22 protein-coding genes are annotated in these 14,935 nt (G+C 64.6%); 3 read left to right on the top strand and 19 right to left on the bottom strand.

The window, feature by feature from the left end; all coding sequences use genetic code 11:
* Positions 1-205: 205 nt before the first annotated feature.
* From AC1D2O_RS28815 to AC1D2O_RS28900, 18 genes are all read right to left on the bottom strand, one after another.
* Positions 206-619, bottom strand: a complete 414-nt coding sequence (locus tag AC1D2O_RS28815; RefSeq protein ID WP_478091588.1) for a hypothetical protein — start codon at positions 617-619, stop codon at positions 206-208.
* Positions 616-1,110 (bottom strand): hypothetical protein, encoded by a 495-nt coding sequence (locus AC1D2O_RS28820; RefSeq protein WP_478158296.1) that lies wholly within the window; start codon positions 1,108-1,110, stop codon positions 616-618. Before AC1D2O_RS28820 ends, AC1D2O_RS28815 begins: the two co-directional genes overlap by 4 nt.
* Positions 1,111-1,236: 126 nt before the next feature.
* A complete protein-coding gene (locus AC1D2O_RS28825) occupies positions 1,237-2,202 on the bottom strand; it encodes a hypothetical protein (protein WP_478158297.1) in 966 nt (321 codons plus the stop codon).
* A 229-nt stretch (positions 2,203-2,431) separates the two neighbouring features.
* Entirely contained in the window at positions 2,432-2,989 is a 558-nt protein-coding gene (locus tag AC1D2O_RS28830) for a hypothetical protein (protein ID WP_478092287.1), read from the bottom strand.
* Positions 2,986-3,831 carry a hypothetical protein gene (locus AC1D2O_RS28835; RefSeq protein WP_478158298.1) on the bottom strand — a complete coding sequence of 282 codons (846 nt, stop codon included), beginning with the start codon at positions 3,829-3,831 and terminating at the stop codon, positions 2,986-2,988. Before AC1D2O_RS28835 ends, AC1D2O_RS28830 begins: the two co-directional genes overlap by 4 nt.
* 5 nt (positions 3,832-3,836) lie before the next feature.
* Entirely contained in the window at positions 3,837-4,052 is a 216-nt protein-coding gene (locus AC1D2O_RS28840; protein ID WP_478092285.1) for a hypothetical protein, read from the bottom strand.
* A 133-nt stretch (positions 4,053-4,185) separates the two neighbouring features.
* Positions 4,186-5,025: a helix-turn-helix domain-containing protein gene (locus AC1D2O_RS28845; RefSeq protein WP_478092283.1), complete on the bottom strand. Its 840-nt coding sequence runs from the start codon at positions 5,023-5,025 to the stop codon at positions 4,186-4,188.
* The gene (locus AC1D2O_RS28850; RefSeq protein WP_478092282.1) at positions 5,022-5,345 is read right to left on the bottom strand and encodes a hypothetical protein; all 324 of its coding nucleotides are present in this window, start codon (positions 5,343-5,345) and stop codon (positions 5,022-5,024) included. The genes AC1D2O_RS28845 and AC1D2O_RS28850 overlap by 4 nt, the downstream gene beginning before the upstream one ends.
* 29 nt (positions 5,346-5,374) lie before the next feature.
* Complete coding sequence (locus AC1D2O_RS28855) at positions 5,375-5,665, bottom strand: hypothetical protein (protein ID WP_478092280.1); 291 nt, start codon at positions 5,663-5,665, stop codon at positions 5,375-5,377.
* A gap of 3 nt (positions 5,666-5,668) precedes the next feature.
* Entirely contained in the window at positions 5,669-6,451 is a 783-nt protein-coding gene (locus AC1D2O_RS28860) for a hypothetical protein (RefSeq protein ID WP_478092279.1), read from the bottom strand.
* Entirely contained in the window at positions 6,448-7,509 is a 1,062-nt protein-coding gene (locus tag AC1D2O_RS28865; protein ID WP_478158299.1) for a hypothetical protein, read from the bottom strand. Before AC1D2O_RS28865 ends, AC1D2O_RS28860 begins: the two co-directional genes overlap by 4 nt.
* Positions 7,502-7,693, bottom strand: coding sequence for a hypothetical protein (locus AC1D2O_RS28870; RefSeq protein WP_478092276.1), 192 nt, complete (start codon positions 7,691-7,693; stop codon positions 7,502-7,504). The genes AC1D2O_RS28865 and AC1D2O_RS28870 overlap by 8 nt, the downstream gene beginning before the upstream one ends.
* The gene (locus AC1D2O_RS28875) at positions 7,690-8,211 is read right to left on the bottom strand and encodes a helix-turn-helix domain-containing protein (RefSeq protein ID WP_478158300.1); all 522 of its coding nucleotides are present in this window, start codon (positions 8,209-8,211) and stop codon (positions 7,690-7,692) included. Before AC1D2O_RS28875 ends, AC1D2O_RS28870 begins: the two co-directional genes overlap by 4 nt.
* Before the next feature lie 9 nt (positions 8,212-8,220).
* On the bottom strand, positions 8,221-8,484 hold the full coding sequence (locus tag AC1D2O_RS28880; RefSeq protein WP_478158301.1) for a helix-turn-helix transcriptional regulator: 264 nt from the start codon (positions 8,482-8,484) through the stop codon (positions 8,221-8,223).
* 163 nt (positions 8,485-8,647) lie between these two features.
* On the bottom strand, positions 8,648-9,238 hold the full coding sequence (locus tag AC1D2O_RS28885) for a hypothetical protein (protein ID WP_478090707.1): 591 nt from the start codon (positions 9,236-9,238) through the stop codon (positions 8,648-8,650).
* Positions 9,235-9,651, bottom strand: coding sequence for a hypothetical protein (locus AC1D2O_RS28890; RefSeq protein WP_478158302.1), 417 nt, complete (start codon positions 9,649-9,651; stop codon positions 9,235-9,237). Before AC1D2O_RS28890 ends, AC1D2O_RS28885 begins: the two co-directional genes overlap by 4 nt.
* A gap of 121 nt (positions 9,652-9,772) precedes the next feature.
* The gene (locus AC1D2O_RS28895) at positions 9,773-10,063 is read right to left on the bottom strand and encodes a hypothetical protein (RefSeq protein ID WP_478090705.1); all 291 of its coding nucleotides are present in this window, start codon (positions 10,061-10,063) and stop codon (positions 9,773-9,775) included.
* Positions 10,064-10,075: 12 nt separating this feature from the next.
* Positions 10,076-11,416, bottom strand: a complete 1,341-nt coding sequence (locus AC1D2O_RS28900) for a phage integrase central domain-containing protein (RefSeq protein ID WP_478158303.1) — start codon at positions 11,414-11,416, stop codon at positions 10,076-10,078.
* A gap of 528 nt (positions 11,417-11,944) precedes the next feature.
* Between AC1D2O_RS28900 and AC1D2O_RS28905 the strand changes: the two genes are divergently transcribed.
* Together AC1D2O_RS28905 and AC1D2O_RS28910 are read left to right on the top strand one after the other, a co-directional pair.
* Positions 11,945-12,469: a hypothetical protein gene (locus tag AC1D2O_RS28905; protein WP_478090703.1), complete on the top strand. Its 525-nt coding sequence runs from the start codon at positions 11,945-11,947 to the stop codon at positions 12,467-12,469.
* Between the two features lie 31 nt (positions 12,470-12,500).
* Positions 12,501-12,872, top strand: coding sequence for a hypothetical protein (locus AC1D2O_RS28910; RefSeq protein ID WP_478090702.1), 372 nt, complete (start codon positions 12,501-12,503; stop codon positions 12,870-12,872).
* Between the two features lie 16 nt (positions 12,873-12,888).
* Here the strand turns inward: AC1D2O_RS28910 and AC1D2O_RS28915 are convergent, their stop codons facing one another.
* Entirely contained in the window at positions 12,889-13,416 is a 528-nt protein-coding gene (locus AC1D2O_RS28915; RefSeq protein ID WP_478090701.1) for a TetR/AcrR family transcriptional regulator, read from the bottom strand.
* Positions 13,417-13,653: 237 nt separating this feature from the next.
* On the opposite strand from AC1D2O_RS28915, the gene AC1D2O_RS28920 reads away from it, so the two are divergent.
* The gene (locus AC1D2O_RS28920; RefSeq protein WP_478090700.1) at positions 13,654-14,901 is read left to right on the top strand and encodes a branched-chain amino acid ABC transporter substrate-binding protein; all 1,248 of its coding nucleotides are present in this window, start codon (positions 13,654-13,656) and stop codon (positions 14,899-14,901) included.
* Positions 14,902-14,935: the final 34 nt, after the last annotated feature.

Below are 14,935 nucleotides of genomic sequence, written 5' to 3' on the forward strand. Positions count from 1 at the left end.
CGGCGCACGAAGTCCGCTAGAAATTGATCAGGTGGAGCCGGCGGAGGTGCCGGCGGCTCGACGCTAGGGGCCGCAGCAATAGGCCGAGGTGCGGTCCATGTCGGATCGGACGTAAAACGCCCTCGGAGGGCGACACGCCCCCGCTCGATGTCGGCGAGGCGCTCCGAATCGGCTGCCAGTTGCTTGACCCGCTGGTCAGTCGTCTTCATGCCGCCCCTTCGAGGTCTTCGGCGTGCCAGGTTGCGAGCAGCGCGTGGCCGGGCAGCAGCGGCGCTCCGGGCACATCGAGGTCCACGTCATGTCCGGCGAGGGCCAGCACGCAGCAGATGTCGGCAGCGCCCGTCTCAGCGTCGGCGACGACGAGGTAGGCGCCCGGAGCGGGCATCACGCGGTCCAAATCGAACACAACGCGCCGGTAACTCGGCAGCGGCTCGCCGGGCTCGTGCGGTGCGACGGCACCCAAGGCGCGGGCCAACTCGATGGCATCTTCTTCGACGATCTGAAAGCGAGCGTCGCCGAGCGGGTTGAAGCGCGTCGTCGCATCGCCGCCAAGGCGGTCGAGCAGGTCATCGGCCACAGCGAGCACGGCGGCATCAGGTTGAAGCTCGGCGCGGCTCAAGGCGACACCTCCGCCAGCACCTGCACGAGCAGCGCTTCGCCGGGCTGGAGAAAGTCGAGCGCCTCGTTGCGCACGGCGTCGCCGCCAAGGTCGAACCCTTCAGGTGCGGGGTCATGAACGTCTTCGCCGGTCAGCGACAGCATGAAGATCAGTTTTACGCCGGCCGCGGTGTCGATCGTGACGTACTGGCCGGAGCGCCGCTGGGGTTGGTCTTCGGTGTTCTCGAAACGGACGCGCATGCACAGCGAAGGCAGCGAGTTCTCATCGATGGCGCCAGCCGCCAAGGCCAGGTCTGTCGCGTCGGGATCGACGATCTGGAACTTCGCGAAGCCGACCTGCACGAACTCCGCCTCGACCTCGTCGGCCGCCTGCCACGTGCTGGGACTACCGTCGGCGAAAGGCTGCGCGTCGGCATTGAGGGCGAGGTGATCGAACAACTCGGCGGTGACAGCCTTCACTTCGTTGGTCAGCTGGGGTTCAAGGTAGGCCATGGTCTTGGTGCCCTGTGGGCGTTTGGGGGTTGATGGAGGGACTCGAAGCACGTCGCGCACGCTGATCGCCATGAGCGTGAGCGTGAGCAGGCGAGCAGCGCAGGCTCTGAAGGTTCTGAGGAATGGTCACGGCCGTGCCGCCTTCTGCTGGGCGGCGAGAAGATTTTTCAAAGCGCGCTCGATAGCGAGGCTGGTCGGGTCAGTCTTGCCCTTGAAGGCGGCCAGGGCGGCGCGAATGTCCGAACTGCTGGCCTTCGGCCCCAGGGTGGCGCGGCGCTGCTCCGGCTTGACCGCGATGCGGCGCACGCGCCCGGCGGTGATGCGGTCGGCGTCCTGCTGTGTCACGCGGATGGTTTGGTGCTTCGTACGGCCCGGACTGTCGAGGCGTGCACGATCGGCCTCGATCATCTTGGCGACCTGCTTGCGCACGAGGATGCTGTCGCGCAACTCGATCATCGTGCGAAGGGTATGTTTGCAGGCGAGGCCTGTGAGATGGACGTTCCGAATACGAGGAAACCCCGTTTCTTGCCTTGCTGCGTTCGCGCCGATCGACGTACAGATGTACCGATACCAAAAAGTATGCCGCCCACACGAGCAGTCCCACTTCACATGACCTTCCTTCGCAAGCCACGCAGCAGCCTGGAGAGGAGTTGCAGCACGGGCCAGCGCGGCGCCGTAGTCAGCAAAGATGACAGTCACATAGTGACGCGTCACCGGGCTTTGTCGGCTGGCGCTCGCGATGAAGTCGATCGTCCCGTTGCGCAGGCGCGCGGGCGTGCTCCACCTGATATCGCGCGCGCGCTGCAAGTCTTCCGGACGGCTCGCCCTCACGATGTCGTCGATGGTGGCACCACCTTTGTAGCGCGTGCCGAGGGCCTTGGCTTTGGTCTTGAACACGGCCATGTCCTCGGCCGTGAGCTGGCGTGGCACGCCGCCAAGGGTCGTGTACAGCAGCCGGCCGCCCGACACCTTGCCTTGCGCGATATCCGAAGGCCCAAGAATCCTGTGCGCGTCGGACTGTCGACGGAGCAAGTCGTTGTTCGCAACTCGGTTCCGCCCGGCGGTCAGATTGCCGATGCGAATGCCGCTCATGCCGCCTCCTGCCCGCGCTGGGAAGCGCGAATCTGCCGCATCGACAACGGAAGTACCTTATCAAAACTTAACAAATCTGAGCCCATTTGCTCGTGCGGCAAACGATGCAAAAAGTCAGCCTTTGTCAGGGCTGCTCCGGAGTGATCCGGGCCCGTGGCACGCGGGGAATCGTGATAGCCAATTTCGATCAAATCACGCGAATGGTTAACGCAAGTAAGCATTGGTTCTCCTAAGATTTCCTAAGTCCGACGGAGGCAAGAAGCGCCCGGCCCGCGGCGGTCTTGCTAGCGGTTGCGACGAAGGCGGCCCGCGCTTTGGTGCTGCGTTCCTCGGCCGCAAGGTGGGCTCGATACTTCGCTTGCGCACGCAGGCGGGCGGCCTTGCCTTGCGGGTTGCTGGCTGTCTCGCGGGCGGCCTTTGCGCAGCACGTCTTGCACGCGGCTTTGACGCCGAAGCGCCCACCACGGCTGGGGCTGAAGTTGTTCAGGGGCTGGTCGAGCCCGCAGCGGGAGCAGGCCTTCGCGGTGCATGCAGCGCGCTCGTCGCCATCGGGCGCGGGCGGCAAGTAGGACCGCACGAAAACAGTCCGGCCAAGTTCGCGGGCGAAGACCTTGGCGTTGCGGTCATACAGGTCGCCCCAAAACTCGCGCGTACGCTCATCCAGTGCGGCAAGCGACTCCGGCGTCTGCGGTTCGTTGGCTTGGATGCGGCGGGGCTTGTACTGCCCACGCGCCACGCCGGGCTTCGAGCCGCGCTTGCGGGGTTCGGTCGGGCTGCGGGTCGTCATGCGGTGACCTCTGCGCCAACGCGATAGGGGTAGGCCTGCGCGATGAGGTCGTCGAGGCCCAGGCCAGCCAGGTGCTCGACATCGCCGCTTTCACCGAATGCATGCAGCGGCACGATTTCGGCGTCGATGGCAACGATCCGGGCGCGCACGGCGGCTTCGTCATCGGCTGGAGACTGAATGCCGAGCGCGGCGGTAATCTCATCGGGCTTCAGGCCGGCCGCCACGAGGCCGTTGTAGCGGTGAGATGCGGAGCCCGACATCGTGGAAGCCCTGCGCGCGGCGTCGATGCGGACGAGGCAGTGTTCGCGCTGGCGGGTCAGTGCACCCAGGCGCGTCGAGACGACGTGGCGCAAGGGCATGAGACGTTCCAGACGCGCTTTGTGGCAGGCGTCGTGCTGGGCGCGATCTTCGCGGACGGCAGCAACCTCGTCATCAATGTCCGCAGCCATCCGGTCAAGGATCGCGACGACCTTCTCGGGCGTGATAGCGGCGGGTTCATCAACAGCTGCGATGGCCTGGGCGATCGCGCTACGGAAGCCCGCAACTTCGAGAAGATGTGCCTGCTTCAGGTGCAGTCGGCCGGCCGTGAGCTGCACCTGGGAATCGCTGAAGACAGAGTCCAGGGCGTCAACCTCGGCGGCGGTCAGGGCGGCGGAGGCCGCGAGCGGGCTGCGAACGAATTTCATGGTTTGGTCCTTGATGGGGCGGGTTTTGGCGGGCGCGGTATGGATGTGGCTGGTGGTGCGCCAGCTCGGCAGTTGAAGGGGCTTGGCGGGACTGGCATGCACCTTGGCGCTGAAGTGAGCGCGGGTGACGACGAGCAGCATGGCAATTGCGCGCATTCGGGTCAGGCCTTGGGCGCGCTGGTGTTCTGCGCCAGCCATTCGCGGACAGCGCTGCGGCGATAGAGGCATCGACGGCCGGCCTTCACGAACGGCAGCGGCTGTGCGCGGCTCGGCCTGCGCCAGCTATCGATCGTGCTGGCCTTCACGCGTCCGCCAAGCATCTCGGCGCTGACCTGTGCGCTGTCGAGCAGGTCGTCGTCGGGGTCGTTAAGTTGCATTGGTTGGTGCTCCTGGGTTACGGTCCGTGCATCTTTGTGCAGCTCGGCCGCTCGACAGGGACCGACTTTCCCGATCTGCGCGAAGGGCTTCGCGTGCCTCGGGACGACCTCCGCCGTCGGCGGAAGTCCTCGCTCAAACGTCGTCGTCGCCCGCCATCTCGTCTTCAAGGGCGATATCGGCCAGCGCGCGACGCAGATCGCCGTCGAGGGCGTCGTGGGCGCGGATCGCCGTGCGTGCGTCCTCCAGCGCGGTCTCGAACTCCTGTGCGCGGCGCAGCGCGGTTGCTCCGCCGCGCATGCGATCGAACGCCCCCGAGTTCGAGCGCATGAAGCCGCTGAAAGCTTCGAGCAGGTCGTCCCCCGCCGCGAGAAGCCCGCGAACATGGCCGACATGCGGGCCGACCAGGCGGGCGTGGCGCGCGACCTCATCGACCGTGATCTCGGCCACGCGAGAAAGCTGCTTACGGACACCGATCAGGCACGCGCTGCGAAGAGCAGCCGCTTGGTCGCGCTCCGGTTCATCACTCATGCCCAGCAAGTAGTCCGAAGAGACGCCCAGGACTTCGGACACGCGCACCAGGGCGGTCGGTGTGATCAAACGACGGCCCCTTTCCCAGAGCGCGACTTGAGACTGATTTTTGAAATGAAGAGCCTTGGAGACATCGCCTTGCGACAGACCAGAAAGCATGCGCGCACGCACCAGCCGGACAGCCATCACGCGGCTCAATCTGGCGTTGGCTTCGCCGCCACGGGCCGAGGCATCTGCTTCACGCTCAACGCTCGGGTCATTCGCGGCAGGCGTTGCAGCACGAGCAGCGTTCGTCGTCAAGCCCGCAAACACCGCGCCGACAGCCACGGGGGCTTCGTCGTCGAAGTCAGGCAGATCGACTGCCGTTGCAGCGGGGACATCCAGCTGAATAACCACAGGGGCATGCGCGACGGGCTCGATGGTGTTGGCGACGACCGCGCTCATGCTGCACCACCTTCCACGACCGTGAACACGGGCGCATGCGGGCGGTGGACGCCGGCCTCGAACTCGGCGGAGGTTTGGTGGTCGTCGCACCACTGATTCGGCTGGCCCGCATCGTCAGCGGCGGGGACCAGATTCATGCAGCGGCCGAACTTCTCGATGCCGCCGTCTTCCTGCCATTCACGGTCTTTGAGGCCGTCGGCGGAGCAGTTGTCGCAGCAGCGCGACACGTGCACGCGGGCCTCGCCGCCGTCGTGCTCGCCCGTTGCGTCGATGTAGGTGATACGCACAACGCGGTGCGAGCGGGATTGAGATGCGGACATTTTTTTGTTCCTCGGTTACTGGTGACAAATCAAGCGGTGCGGGCGCGTTCGATGGCGTGGTTCGCCTCCATGCCGCACATGGTTTCGACGAGCTTCTCGCCGGCTTCCAGCGCCGCAGCGCGCAGTGCGCTGCAGAACGAATCGACATCAGCGAAATCGATGGTGAAGGCGCTGCCGCGCGCACCGGCCGGCGCAGCGATGCACACGCAAACACCGCCGACGGCGTTGGGTTGAATCAGGGCCTTGCGGGGGCCGTCAGTGCTGTCGAAGCGGTAGCCAGCGAGGGCGACCGTGCGAATGGTTCTTTCGTTGTCGGTCATGGTTCAGGTTCCAGTTGCGTTGAAAGTGGTGGCGGTGTAGTTGCGGACCTTGGAGGCCGCAGCGGCCTTCAGCGCGTCGGTGCGCTCGCGGTCGATCTGCTGCGCCGTGGGGGCCCCCTTGCGCGAGGTCGCTTCGGCACGCATGCTCAGCAGCAAGGCGCGCGCTTTGGCTCGGGCGTCGCGGTTCGACTGGGTCTCTTCGGCGGCAGGCAGCGCCAGCACCTCGTCAAGACCCGTCGGCGCGTCGAGCAGAAGATCGGCCGACAGACGGCCGGCCTGCACGTGCGGCAACAGCGTGACATTGCGCGCTGCCGTGTCGTGGCCCAGCGTCGCGGACCACGCGATGGGCACACGGCGCTCGCGGGCTTCGGAGACGAGGCGCGTGTACGACTCTTTGAACGCCATGCGCGCCGCAACTTCATCGCCGGCCAGGGCCAGCGGACGCGCAATGCCGAAGGCCTCGGCCATTTCGCTCGACCACACGACCGTCGCGTTCTCGTCGGTCGCGCGAAACGCGGAGGCCCACGCCTCTTCCGCGCCAGGACGGCCATCGTCGGCAACAAGGCCGTTGATCTGCGCAATCACGTCGGCCGGCATCGGCAGGAACTGGCCGCGCTTCGAGTCGCGGCTGTGGGCAAACAGTCCGGCCTCGACCTCGCGCAGCGGGTAGTCCTCCAGCGCGCGAAAGAACATCATCCGTGCACCGGCCGTGAGCGCCTGCCCCTTGAGCGACCAGAGGTCGTCCAGCGTCGCCGCGAAGCCGTCAAAGTCTCGATCGAAGTTCATGCGGCAGCGCCTCCGATGGCGGGGCTGTCGGGGATCACGGTCGCCTCGGCGTCGATCACGTTGCCGTCGTTCGCGGCATGGCCGTACCGCTGGCGGTAGAGGGCTTTGGCCTTGGCGGTCTCTTCGGCGTTCCTCGCGGCAAGCTGCTCGTCGGTCATGGCCGGCGCTCGCGAAGACGCTGCTATCGCCACGGGGTTCTGACGCTTGAGCGAAAGCTGCTGCCACTTTTCGCGCAGCTTGGCCGGCGACAGGATGTTGGTCTTCCAGAAGCCGTCCTTGTTTGCCCAGTCGAAAAGCGCGCAGGCGTCGCGATGCGTTCGGCGGTCCTGCTCGCGCATCAGGCGCATGTCGTTCGCCCACGCGTCCCAGTTCGGCTCTTTCATGGTCGGATCGATGACCTTGATGCGCACCCACATCCACTTCACCGCCTCATGGTCGTCGTCAGTGCCGTGGTGCTTTCTCGCCTTTGTGCCCTTGCCGGGCGAGTCAGCGCCGTCCGGGCTTTGCTCGGACGAAGAAGATTCCTGCTCGTGATCGTTTTCTTGTTCGTGGTCATGATCTTGGCTTCGGAGGACCTTCGAAGGGGCTTCGATGGGGCCTGCAACAGCCTTTGAAGCCCCTTGGCCGAGATCGGCGATTTCAGGCATCGGCGGCAGATGGAACGCCTCGGCATACAGGCGGTGGAACGCGCGGCGCAGGCCTTCAGACGGAACGGCCGACCACTCGCGCAGCACGGCCTTGGTGCGCTTGTCGGCCGGCGCCAACGCGGAGCCGATCTGCTCCGGCGCCATGTCGTGAACGAACACGACATCGGCCTGCTCGTCGAAGGTGCAGTACCCCGCTTCGGAGAGGCTTGAAAGGGCCTTCGAAGCCCCTTCGAAGGGGATGCCGGTGTCTTGTGCGACGTAAGCAATGGGGCAGTGATACAGGCCGATCAGGTTGGCGTGCGGACCAGTCTTCAGGTACAGCGCGACGACTTGTGCGGCCGGATTGCCGCGCAACGACTTGGCGAGGGGCGTGATCCAGAACTTGGACGGCACGATCGCGTACTCACGCATTGGCACCGCCGATCTGCGCCAGGAAGGCGCGTGCGTGATCGAGGTCGTCCAGCGGAACGACGCGGCCATGGTGGATCGAGTGCAGGCGCATCAGGCCGTCGAGGCCGACCTCGGCGTGCAGGGCGAACTCTGAGGCAGCCGTACGGAAGGCCTTGGAGTCGGCCAGGGCGTTGATCACGCTCATTGCTTGCCGCCTTTCTTCGGCGCGGCCGGGTCATTCGCAGCGGCTCCGAAGTCGAGGCCGATCTGGCCTTGATCGCCGAGTTCGTAGAAGGCACAGCGGGGATGGGACCAGCTGTCGGCGTCAACGATAGTGACCCAGCTGGTGCGGATGTCGTGCCCGAGCTTGCGCAGTTCGTGAACACGCGTCGGCACTTGGTAACAGCCGTTATTGCGGAAGAAGTAGCTCGATTGCCCGTTGGTCGCCAATGCCGAGAGCACAAAGGCGCGCTGCTCCGCACAAGACATTGCCCTTGTCGTCGCGCCGGAAAACGCAGGATCATTCGCCGCAGCCGTCGGGCGACCATTGGCACGGGTTTTGTTCTGCACACTGCCGGCCTTCTTGGTCGGCTTCGGCGCCGTGGTCTTCGCAGGCCCGGCGCTTTTCTTTTTCTTGTGCGTATCGCTCGGCTTGCGTCCGAGGCTGCCGACGACGACGACGACGATCTTCTTCGCTGGCGGCTTGCGCTTAGGGGTCTTCATGGCACCCCCTTAAGCGGCCAGCGCGGCGCGGTCGGCTTCGAGCTTCTTAACCAACGTGCGGATTTCGCTGTCGCTCTTGCCGATGATGCGGGCCTTCACGACCTCGTCAATCTCGTGTTCGAGCCAAGCGACACTCTTCTCGCTGATCTTGATGCTGCTCGGCAGCAGCCCCTTCTCCATCTGCGCGTAGACGCTGCCATGCGAGAGGCCGGTCTTGTTGCGCACGGGTGCCATGCGGATGGGACGGGGAACTTGCTTTTCTTTGGTGCTCATGACCACTCCAATCTGGTTGATGGAGTGGTCTGGAATTTCCAGAAAGTCCACTCCGACAGGGCTGACGGGGTGGATAGTCGCGGCGATGAACGGCCGCGTCGATGACAGAAAGTCGGCTACTTATTGTCCGTAGCCGCGAGATGGTTGCCGGCCAAGCAGCCCGCTACAGATCGGCTCCGTCGTCGCGGGCGGGCCAAGGCGTCGGTGCGGAACCATGTTCAATCACGTGCAAGACCCAAGGGGTATCTGGTGTGGGCAAGCCAGGATTGAGACCCATGGCGGACGCAACCTGCTCAGGCGTTATGGAGGCAGTTTCGACGGAGGGCGCGCGCGCCTCAATCGCCGCCCTCTTCGCCCAGCGCTGAATGGTCTTGGCGTCTGCGCCCTTTCCCTTGTTGTCCTGAACTTGTTCACCAACAGCGGCGGCCACCTCTTCGACGGTCCCGCCGTCTTCCCGGCCCTTGAGAAACTGGCGGACGGCGGCCCGCTTCTTGGCATCGTCAAGGACGCGCTCTTTCGGCCTCTTCTTGGGGCGGCTCGGGAGCATGTTGGCCGCGATCGCGCGCGCCACGGCTTGATTTGCGAGTTGTTGGAACTCAGGAATCGTGGCGGCCTTGGCAACTACAAAATCGGCAAGGACTTCGAGCACCTCGCGATCAAATTGAACGATGTCCAGCTCGCTGAATTGGCTGAAGCCGAGATGGCGGTTTAGCAAGTCGCGTTGGAGAGCACGCAATCTGATAGTCGAAGTCATGCAAGGCCCCAAACGGAAAGCAGGTCTTCGCCCGCAGAGCCGTCCGTTGCATCAAGCGTGTAGCCGGCCGTCGCGACCAGCTTGCGCAGCTTGGCAAGATCGGCTTTTTGAGTGCCGGAAGCAGTGGCGAGCAGACGATCCGCAATCTTGACTGCCTCCACCAGCAGGTCGGCGCCCTCATTGACAGGGCTGGAGAGGCTCAGCTCGGGCGGCCAGCGCTTCAGGCGACGCAGCGGGCCGTTGTTGCGCACGCGGAACACGCAGACGGTGCCAGTGGCGCCCGTGAGAACCACATACTGATGAGAGGCGTGTTCCATCACGACGCCGCCGCTTACGGTTTCTTGGCCCCCGCCGGCACGGAAGTAGCCGGCCATCGCTCGCTGCACTAGTTCAGATTCGTTCGTCGCTGTCATTTTTATCCATGGTGGCGTGTTAAGTCCTTAATGTATGTCTGACAAACATAGTCTGTCAAACATATTATGGGCTATGGCCGCCCCTGACCCGTTAAGACCACGGCGCAGGTTCGACGCGGACTCAGAAGCCCCTTGCGCTGCGCTGTGCGTCCTCAATTGCGCCACCCGCCAGCGCCCAACACGCAGCGGACACGGCGAAATCGGCGTAGGCGTTCGCGGCGCGTTCGAGCAAAGCCTTCATCCGCGGATCGGCGTCGTACTTCTCGAAGAGCGGCCCCATCCTCGGGAAGATGGCGGGCGACATGAGGTCGGCGCGGCCAGCGATCACATCCTGCAGCCATCGCCGATCCGCTTGACGCTCGCGGGCAGCGATGAAGGCGCGCGTGAACGCCATGAAATTGGCGAAGGTCATGCCGCCCCTCCTCTAGGCGGCTTTCTTCGCGGCCGGCATCTTGACCACGTTGCCGATGYCCTTGCCCTCTAGGAGGCGGTGCAGCGTTTCGAGAGCGACACGCTTCTCGTCGAGATATTCGTGCCCGTCGTAGTGCCGTGCCTGCACGCCCGCTACACCGTGGGATTGCAGGCGTCCCCGGTCGTCGCGGGACACGCGCGCACTCGCGAGAAGCGTCTCGACGCCGGACCTGATCCGCTTGGCGTTGAACCCTTCGATCGGCGGCTCCGCAGTACCTGCGGCCTCGACGGCCCAGTTTGCGAGCGTTGTAGGGCTCAGGTGCGTTTCACCGCCGTCCGTGGACATAGCGTACACGCCGGCCGGCTTCAGCGCCGCCATGGCTTTCGCCGCGGCCGGAATGAGTGGTACGAGGTGCGGCCGGGCAGGCTTGCCGGGTCGCCCCTTCCCATCGAACAGAAGAATACTGTCGGCGGACACGTTCGCTGTCGTCACGTCGACGAGTTGCCGAATGCGCTGCCCCCCGGTCAGCAAATGCACGCGCAACGCCGCGCCCTTGCTGCCGCCCAGGTGCTGGATCGCACTCCAGTACCGGCGCATCTCGTCACCGTTCAGGGGGTTCTTGTCTGCCCTGTTCGCCGCTTCGTCTGGCGCAGTGTCGGCAGCCGGGTTGGTCGTAATGCCGTAGCTCTTGAACGCCACCGGAATGCTCGCCTTCGACCTCGACGCTTTTGCCACCTGAAACGCGGCTCGCACGTAGCTTCGCAGCTTGTTGGCTGTCCTGTCCTTGCCGCTCTCGATCAGCTTGCGCATCACGTCGGCGATTTCCTCCGACGTGACCTCGCTGGCTTGCTTGTCGGCCAGCTTCGGCCACGCGCCCTTGACGTGCAACTTGAAAATGCTGCGCGCATCGACGTGCGATCCGCGGCCCAGGCCCTTCAGGTAGTCGCAGTAGGCCTCCAGCAGCTTGTAGAGCGTGTACTCCTTGCCGGCTGCTTGCGTCCGAGCGGCGAGTTCGCGCTCGGCCCGACGGCGCTCCTGTAACGCTGTGTAGCCTCCCTCGTCGGCGCTGTCCCGATGCTCCTTCGCCATGGCCTCCGCCGCTCGAAATGCGGCCCGTATCGAATACCCCTTCGTCGTGGGCTCGACGGACTTGGGCGGCGCGCTTGAGTCATAGGTGCCGATCGGAACGCGCGTGGTCTTCCCGGCCAGCGTGAACCGCCAATAGAGGTGCACGTCGCCCCCGCCCAGCTTGCGTGCCTCCACGGTCCCGACGCCGACCTTCCCCAAGGACGCGAACGCGCCCGGCTTCAGCCCGATGATTACCTGCCCGGGGGTTGCTGCTCCATCTGCCATGCGGCCTCTTCCTGTGTGATAACGACTGTCACCATTCTAGAATCGGTGACAGGCTGGTGACAGTCTAGGAGTGCATGAAGTGGATGGAATGGACGGCTTTGACCGTGATTTTTACCTCTGTAGAGCCCACCTACCTCGGAAGGCCGTCAATATCGTCCAGRAAATCTAGAAATGTCGGACTCTTAATCCGTAGGTCGAGTGTTCGAGTCACTCAGGGCCCACCAGCAAACCCTTCACTGGTATAGAAACGGCGCTATCGAAAACGATAGCGCCGTTTTCTTTTKGGCGTCGGAAACGAGACGCCAGTGATGAGGGTGTCAAAGCACGCACCCGATCTCACTGACGCCTTGAAGGTATCTCTGGGCGCCGCGCAACGCATCAGCGATACGCCATTCGTGATATTGAGAATGGGCGCTTTGAGGCGTACAACTTTTGCGCCCGATGGGCCTTCGCGCCTGTTTGTTCAACCTCCTCAAGTGGGGGGCCTTGGCCCTGGTATCACCGCCCGTGGCGGGGCAGGGAAAGATCATGAACAAACTTTGCGGAAAGGCTGTGCTTTGCGCCGCGGCGGCAGCGGCGGCGACGATGATGGGCGCTGCATGGGCACACCAGGAAGGTCGAATGACGGGTGGCGGAAGCTTTGTCTGCAGTGATCCGGGGCAACAAAAAGTGACGCATGGCTTCGAGTTGCACTGCAAGGGCGATCCGCCGGCCACGCTCGCAGAGCCCAACAATCTGGAAATCAACTTTTCCGGCGGCGACAATTTCCATCTCACCACTTTGACGAAGGCGGTGTGCACCGACACCGACGCGATCCAGCAACCCCCGAGTGCGAACTTCGATACCTTTGACGGCGCCGGAACCGGCACCTTCAACGGTCAGCCTGCAGAAATAACATTCACCTTCACCGATGGCGGAGAGCCTGGCACCAAGGACACCGCGCTGGTCCTCATCAAGCTGACCGGGACGGGACAAACCGTGCTCAGCTGCAACACGGCGCCTCTGACCTTCGGCAATCATCAGGCGCACGAGGCGACCGGCAGCAAGCAGTAGCAACGGTTCGGCACCCCGAAGGGGCATCGTCGTGGCGAAAAAGAAGCAAGGAATGCGCAGGACGGCAGCAGGCATTTGTCTGGCAGCGCTGTCTGCGTTCGCGGGTGCATCGCTGTTTGCAGCCGACACTGAAAAGGCGTCCTCGATCAAGGCGGCCTTGATCGAGGAGCCAACGGGCCAGGATGTCGAGCGCGACGAGTCCGGCTCGGCGAGCCTCGGCGGAGCACTCTACAGCCCGTTCAGCCCCGCCTTTGAAGCGGTGCCGCAACCACTCAATGCCAGCGCTGCGCCGACGCGGCAAGACGTGGACGAAGGGACGTCCGACCTGGTCGTGACGACGGTCGCCTCCTCCGTTGCTGCAGGGCTCCTCGTCGTTCTTGTTCGCGTCCTTGTCGCGAGTTAGGGATCAGGGCGACGGGTCAGCGCAAGGTCTCGAGGTAGGCATTGACTGCCGTGCGCGCCTGCCGCGACAACGCCTGCAAATCAGGCGCACCGACGGCGCTGATGTGGACGTGCGAGACCAGCCCGTACATCACGGTCTGGCTGACGCGCGCCGCTTCCCGGATCGGGCAGCCCGCGGGCAGGTCCGCCGCGGCGGCGAGCGCATCGGCCCAGGCGTCGACGAAGCGCTCGTACATCTTGCGATAGGCGTCGACGCCCGACAGGTGGCGTTCGAGCAGGTAGTGCGCGCCCCACTCCGCCGGCCGCTCGCGGTGGGCCTCGATCTGCGAGTCGATGAGCGCGTCGACGATCTCGCGCAGCGGGCGGCCCGTGTGCCGCGCGACGGCGTCCTGCATCGCCATCAGCAGCGCCTTGGAGCGCAGGTGCAGGCAGACGCGCGCCAGGTCCTCCTTGCTGGCGAAGTATTCATAGAAGCTGCCGAGGCCCGTGCCGGCCACCAGCACGATCTCGCGGATCGTGATGCCCGCGTAGCCGCGTTCGACCAAAAGCCGAACAAAGGCTTCCTGCAGGGCTTGCGAAGTCTGCAGCGCACGCGACTGGCGCGGCTTTCTCCTCGAGGGAGAAGTCGGGGAACGTTTGATCCTGGTCTCCTTGCGCCGGAACCCGAACACCCGGAGCGTCGGTTGTTCCTAGAATTTTTCGAGCTGACAGGCTGCATTCTGCAGCGATGGACAGCAGCGCCGAAGCCCGGCGCGGAACCCAGAAAAACGGGAGACAAGATCATGCAAACCATCGTCCGCGCGGCTTCGGCCGCGCTCGTCCTGGCTGCCGCCACCGCCTCGGCGCAGCCCGCCTCGACCGTGAAGATCGCCTCGCTGGACGCGATGTCCGGGCCCATGGCCGGCCTCGGCCTCAACGTGCTCAAGAGCTTCCAGTACACGGTGAAGATGGCCAACGACGAGGGCTGGGCAGGGCCCACCAGGTTCGAGATCGTCGCCTTCGACAACAAGCTGTCCGCCCAGGAGGCCCTGAGCCTGCTCAATTCGATCGTGGCCCAGGACATCCGCTACGTGGTGCAGGGAACCAGTTCCTCCGCCGTCGGCGTCGCGCTGCTCGGCGCGATCGACAAGCACAACAGCCGCAACCCGGGCAAGGAGATCGTGTACCTCAACTATGCGGCGCAGGCGCCCGTGATGACCAATGCGCAGTGCAGTTTCTGGCACTTCCGCACCGACGCCAATTCCGACATGAAGGTGGCGGCGATGACGACGCACATCGCGCTTCAGGCCGGCGTGAAGAAGGTCTTTCTTCTGAACCCCAACTATGCCTACGGCCAGGAGGTCTCCAGGGCCGCGCGCGAACTGCTGGCCAAGAAGCGCCCCGACATCGAGATCGTCGGCGACGACTTCCATCCGCTGGGCCAGGTCAAGGACTATTCGCCCTACATGGCGAAGATCAAGCGCGCCGGCGCCGACACGGTGATCACGGCCGACTTCGGCGCCGACCTGGCCCTGATCGTGCGGGCCGCACGGGATTCCGGACTCGGCGTCGATTTCTACACGCTCAACGCCAACAATTTCGGCGTGCCGGGCGCCATGGGCGCGGCAGGCGTTGGCCGGGTCAAGCTGGTCTCGGCCTTCAGCCCCAACGACCCGGGCCTGTCGGGCAAGCCGCTGCTCGGCGGCTTCAAGCGCCAGGTCAACGAGGATTTCACCAACAGCCTCGGCCACAACGCGATCGTGATGCTGGCGCAGGCGATTCGCGAAACGAAGTCGACCGATCCCGTCACCGTGGCCGCGAAGATGGAAGGCATGCGCTTCGAAGGTCTCAACGGTCCGGTCGAGATGCGCAAGTCCGACCACCAGGCCCAGCAGCCGATCTACGTGCTGAGCTGGGAAAAGGTCGACGGCAAGGCCGTGGTGCACGACCAGGAGAACACCGGGCTGGGCTGGAAGCAGGTGGCCGTGGTCGATGCCAAGGCGGCCGAGCAGGCCACCACCTGCCAGATGAAGCGCCCATCGGGCAGCTGAGGCCGCACCCTCCATTCACCTCCGAAAGACACAC

The sequence above is a fragment of the Variovorax sp. P1_G12 genome (assembly GCF_056405555.1).

Excerpts from the sequence above, each read along its gene's own strand:
- AC1D2O_RS28825 (WP_478158297.1), bottom strand. The coding sequence starts at position 2,202 with ATGAGCGGCATTCGCATCGGCAATCTGACCGCCGGGCGGAACCGAGTT.
- AC1D2O_RS28860 (WP_478092279.1), bottom strand. The coding sequence starts at position 6,451 with ATGAACTTCGATCGAGACTTTGACGGCTTCGCGGCGACGCTGGACGAC.
- AC1D2O_RS28880 (WP_478158301.1), bottom strand. The coding sequence starts at position 8,484 with ATGAGCACCAAAGAAAAGCAAGTTCCCCGTCCCATCCGCATGGCACCC.
- AC1D2O_RS28875 (WP_478158300.1), bottom strand. The coding sequence starts at position 8,211 with ATGAAGACCCCTAAGCGCAAGCCGCCAGCGAAGAAGATCGTCGTCGTC.
- AC1D2O_RS28920 (WP_478090700.1), top strand. The coding sequence starts at position 13,654 with ATGCAAACCATCGTCCGCGCGGCTTCGGCCGCGCTCGTCCTGGCTGCC.
- AC1D2O_RS28830 (WP_478092287.1), bottom strand. The coding sequence starts at position 2,989 with ATGACGACCCGCAGCCCGACCGAACCCCGCAAGCGCGGCTCGAAGCCC.
- AC1D2O_RS28820 (WP_478158296.1), bottom strand. The coding sequence starts at position 1,110 with ATGGCCTACCTTGAACCCCAGCTGACCAACGAAGTGAAGGCTGTCACC.
- AC1D2O_RS28895 (WP_478090705.1), bottom strand. The coding sequence starts at position 10,063 with ATGACCTTCGCCAATTTCATGGCGTTCACGCGCGCCTTCATCGCTGCC.
- AC1D2O_RS28905 (WP_478090703.1), top strand. The coding sequence starts at position 11,945 with ATGAACAAACTTTGCGGAAAGGCTGTGCTTTGCGCCGCGGCGGCAGCG.
- AC1D2O_RS28855 (WP_478092280.1), bottom strand. The coding sequence starts at position 5,665 with ATGACCGACAACGAAAGAACCATTCGCACGGTCGCCCTCGCTGGCTAC.
- AC1D2O_RS28835 (WP_478158298.1), bottom strand. The coding sequence starts at position 3,831 with ATGCGCGCAATTGCCATGCTGCTCGTCGTCACCCGCGCTCACTTCAGC.
- AC1D2O_RS28845 (WP_478092283.1), bottom strand. The coding sequence starts at position 5,025 with ATGAGCGCGGTCGTCGCCAACACCATCGAGCCCGTCGCGCATGCCCCT.
- AC1D2O_RS28865 (WP_478158299.1), bottom strand. The coding sequence starts at position 7,509 with ATGCGTGAGTACGCGATCGTGCCGTCCAAGTTCTGGATCACGCCCCTC.
- AC1D2O_RS28840 (WP_478092285.1), bottom strand. The coding sequence starts at position 4,052 with ATGCAACTTAACGACCCCGACGACGACCTGCTCGACAGCGCACAGGTC.
- AC1D2O_RS28890 (WP_478158302.1), bottom strand. The coding sequence starts at position 9,651 with ATGACAGCGACGAACGAATCTGAACTAGTGCAGCGAGCGATGGCCGGC.
- AC1D2O_RS28885 (WP_478090707.1), bottom strand. The coding sequence starts at position 9,238 with ATGACTTCGACTATCAGATTGCGTGCTCTCCAACGCGACTTGCTAAAC.
- AC1D2O_RS28870 (WP_478092276.1), bottom strand. The coding sequence starts at position 7,693 with ATGAGCGTGATCAACGCCCTGGCCGACTCCAAGGCCTTCCGTACGGCT.
- AC1D2O_RS28850 (WP_478092282.1), bottom strand. The coding sequence starts at position 5,345 with ATGTCCGCATCTCAATCCCGCTCGCACCGCGTTGTGCGTATCACCTAC.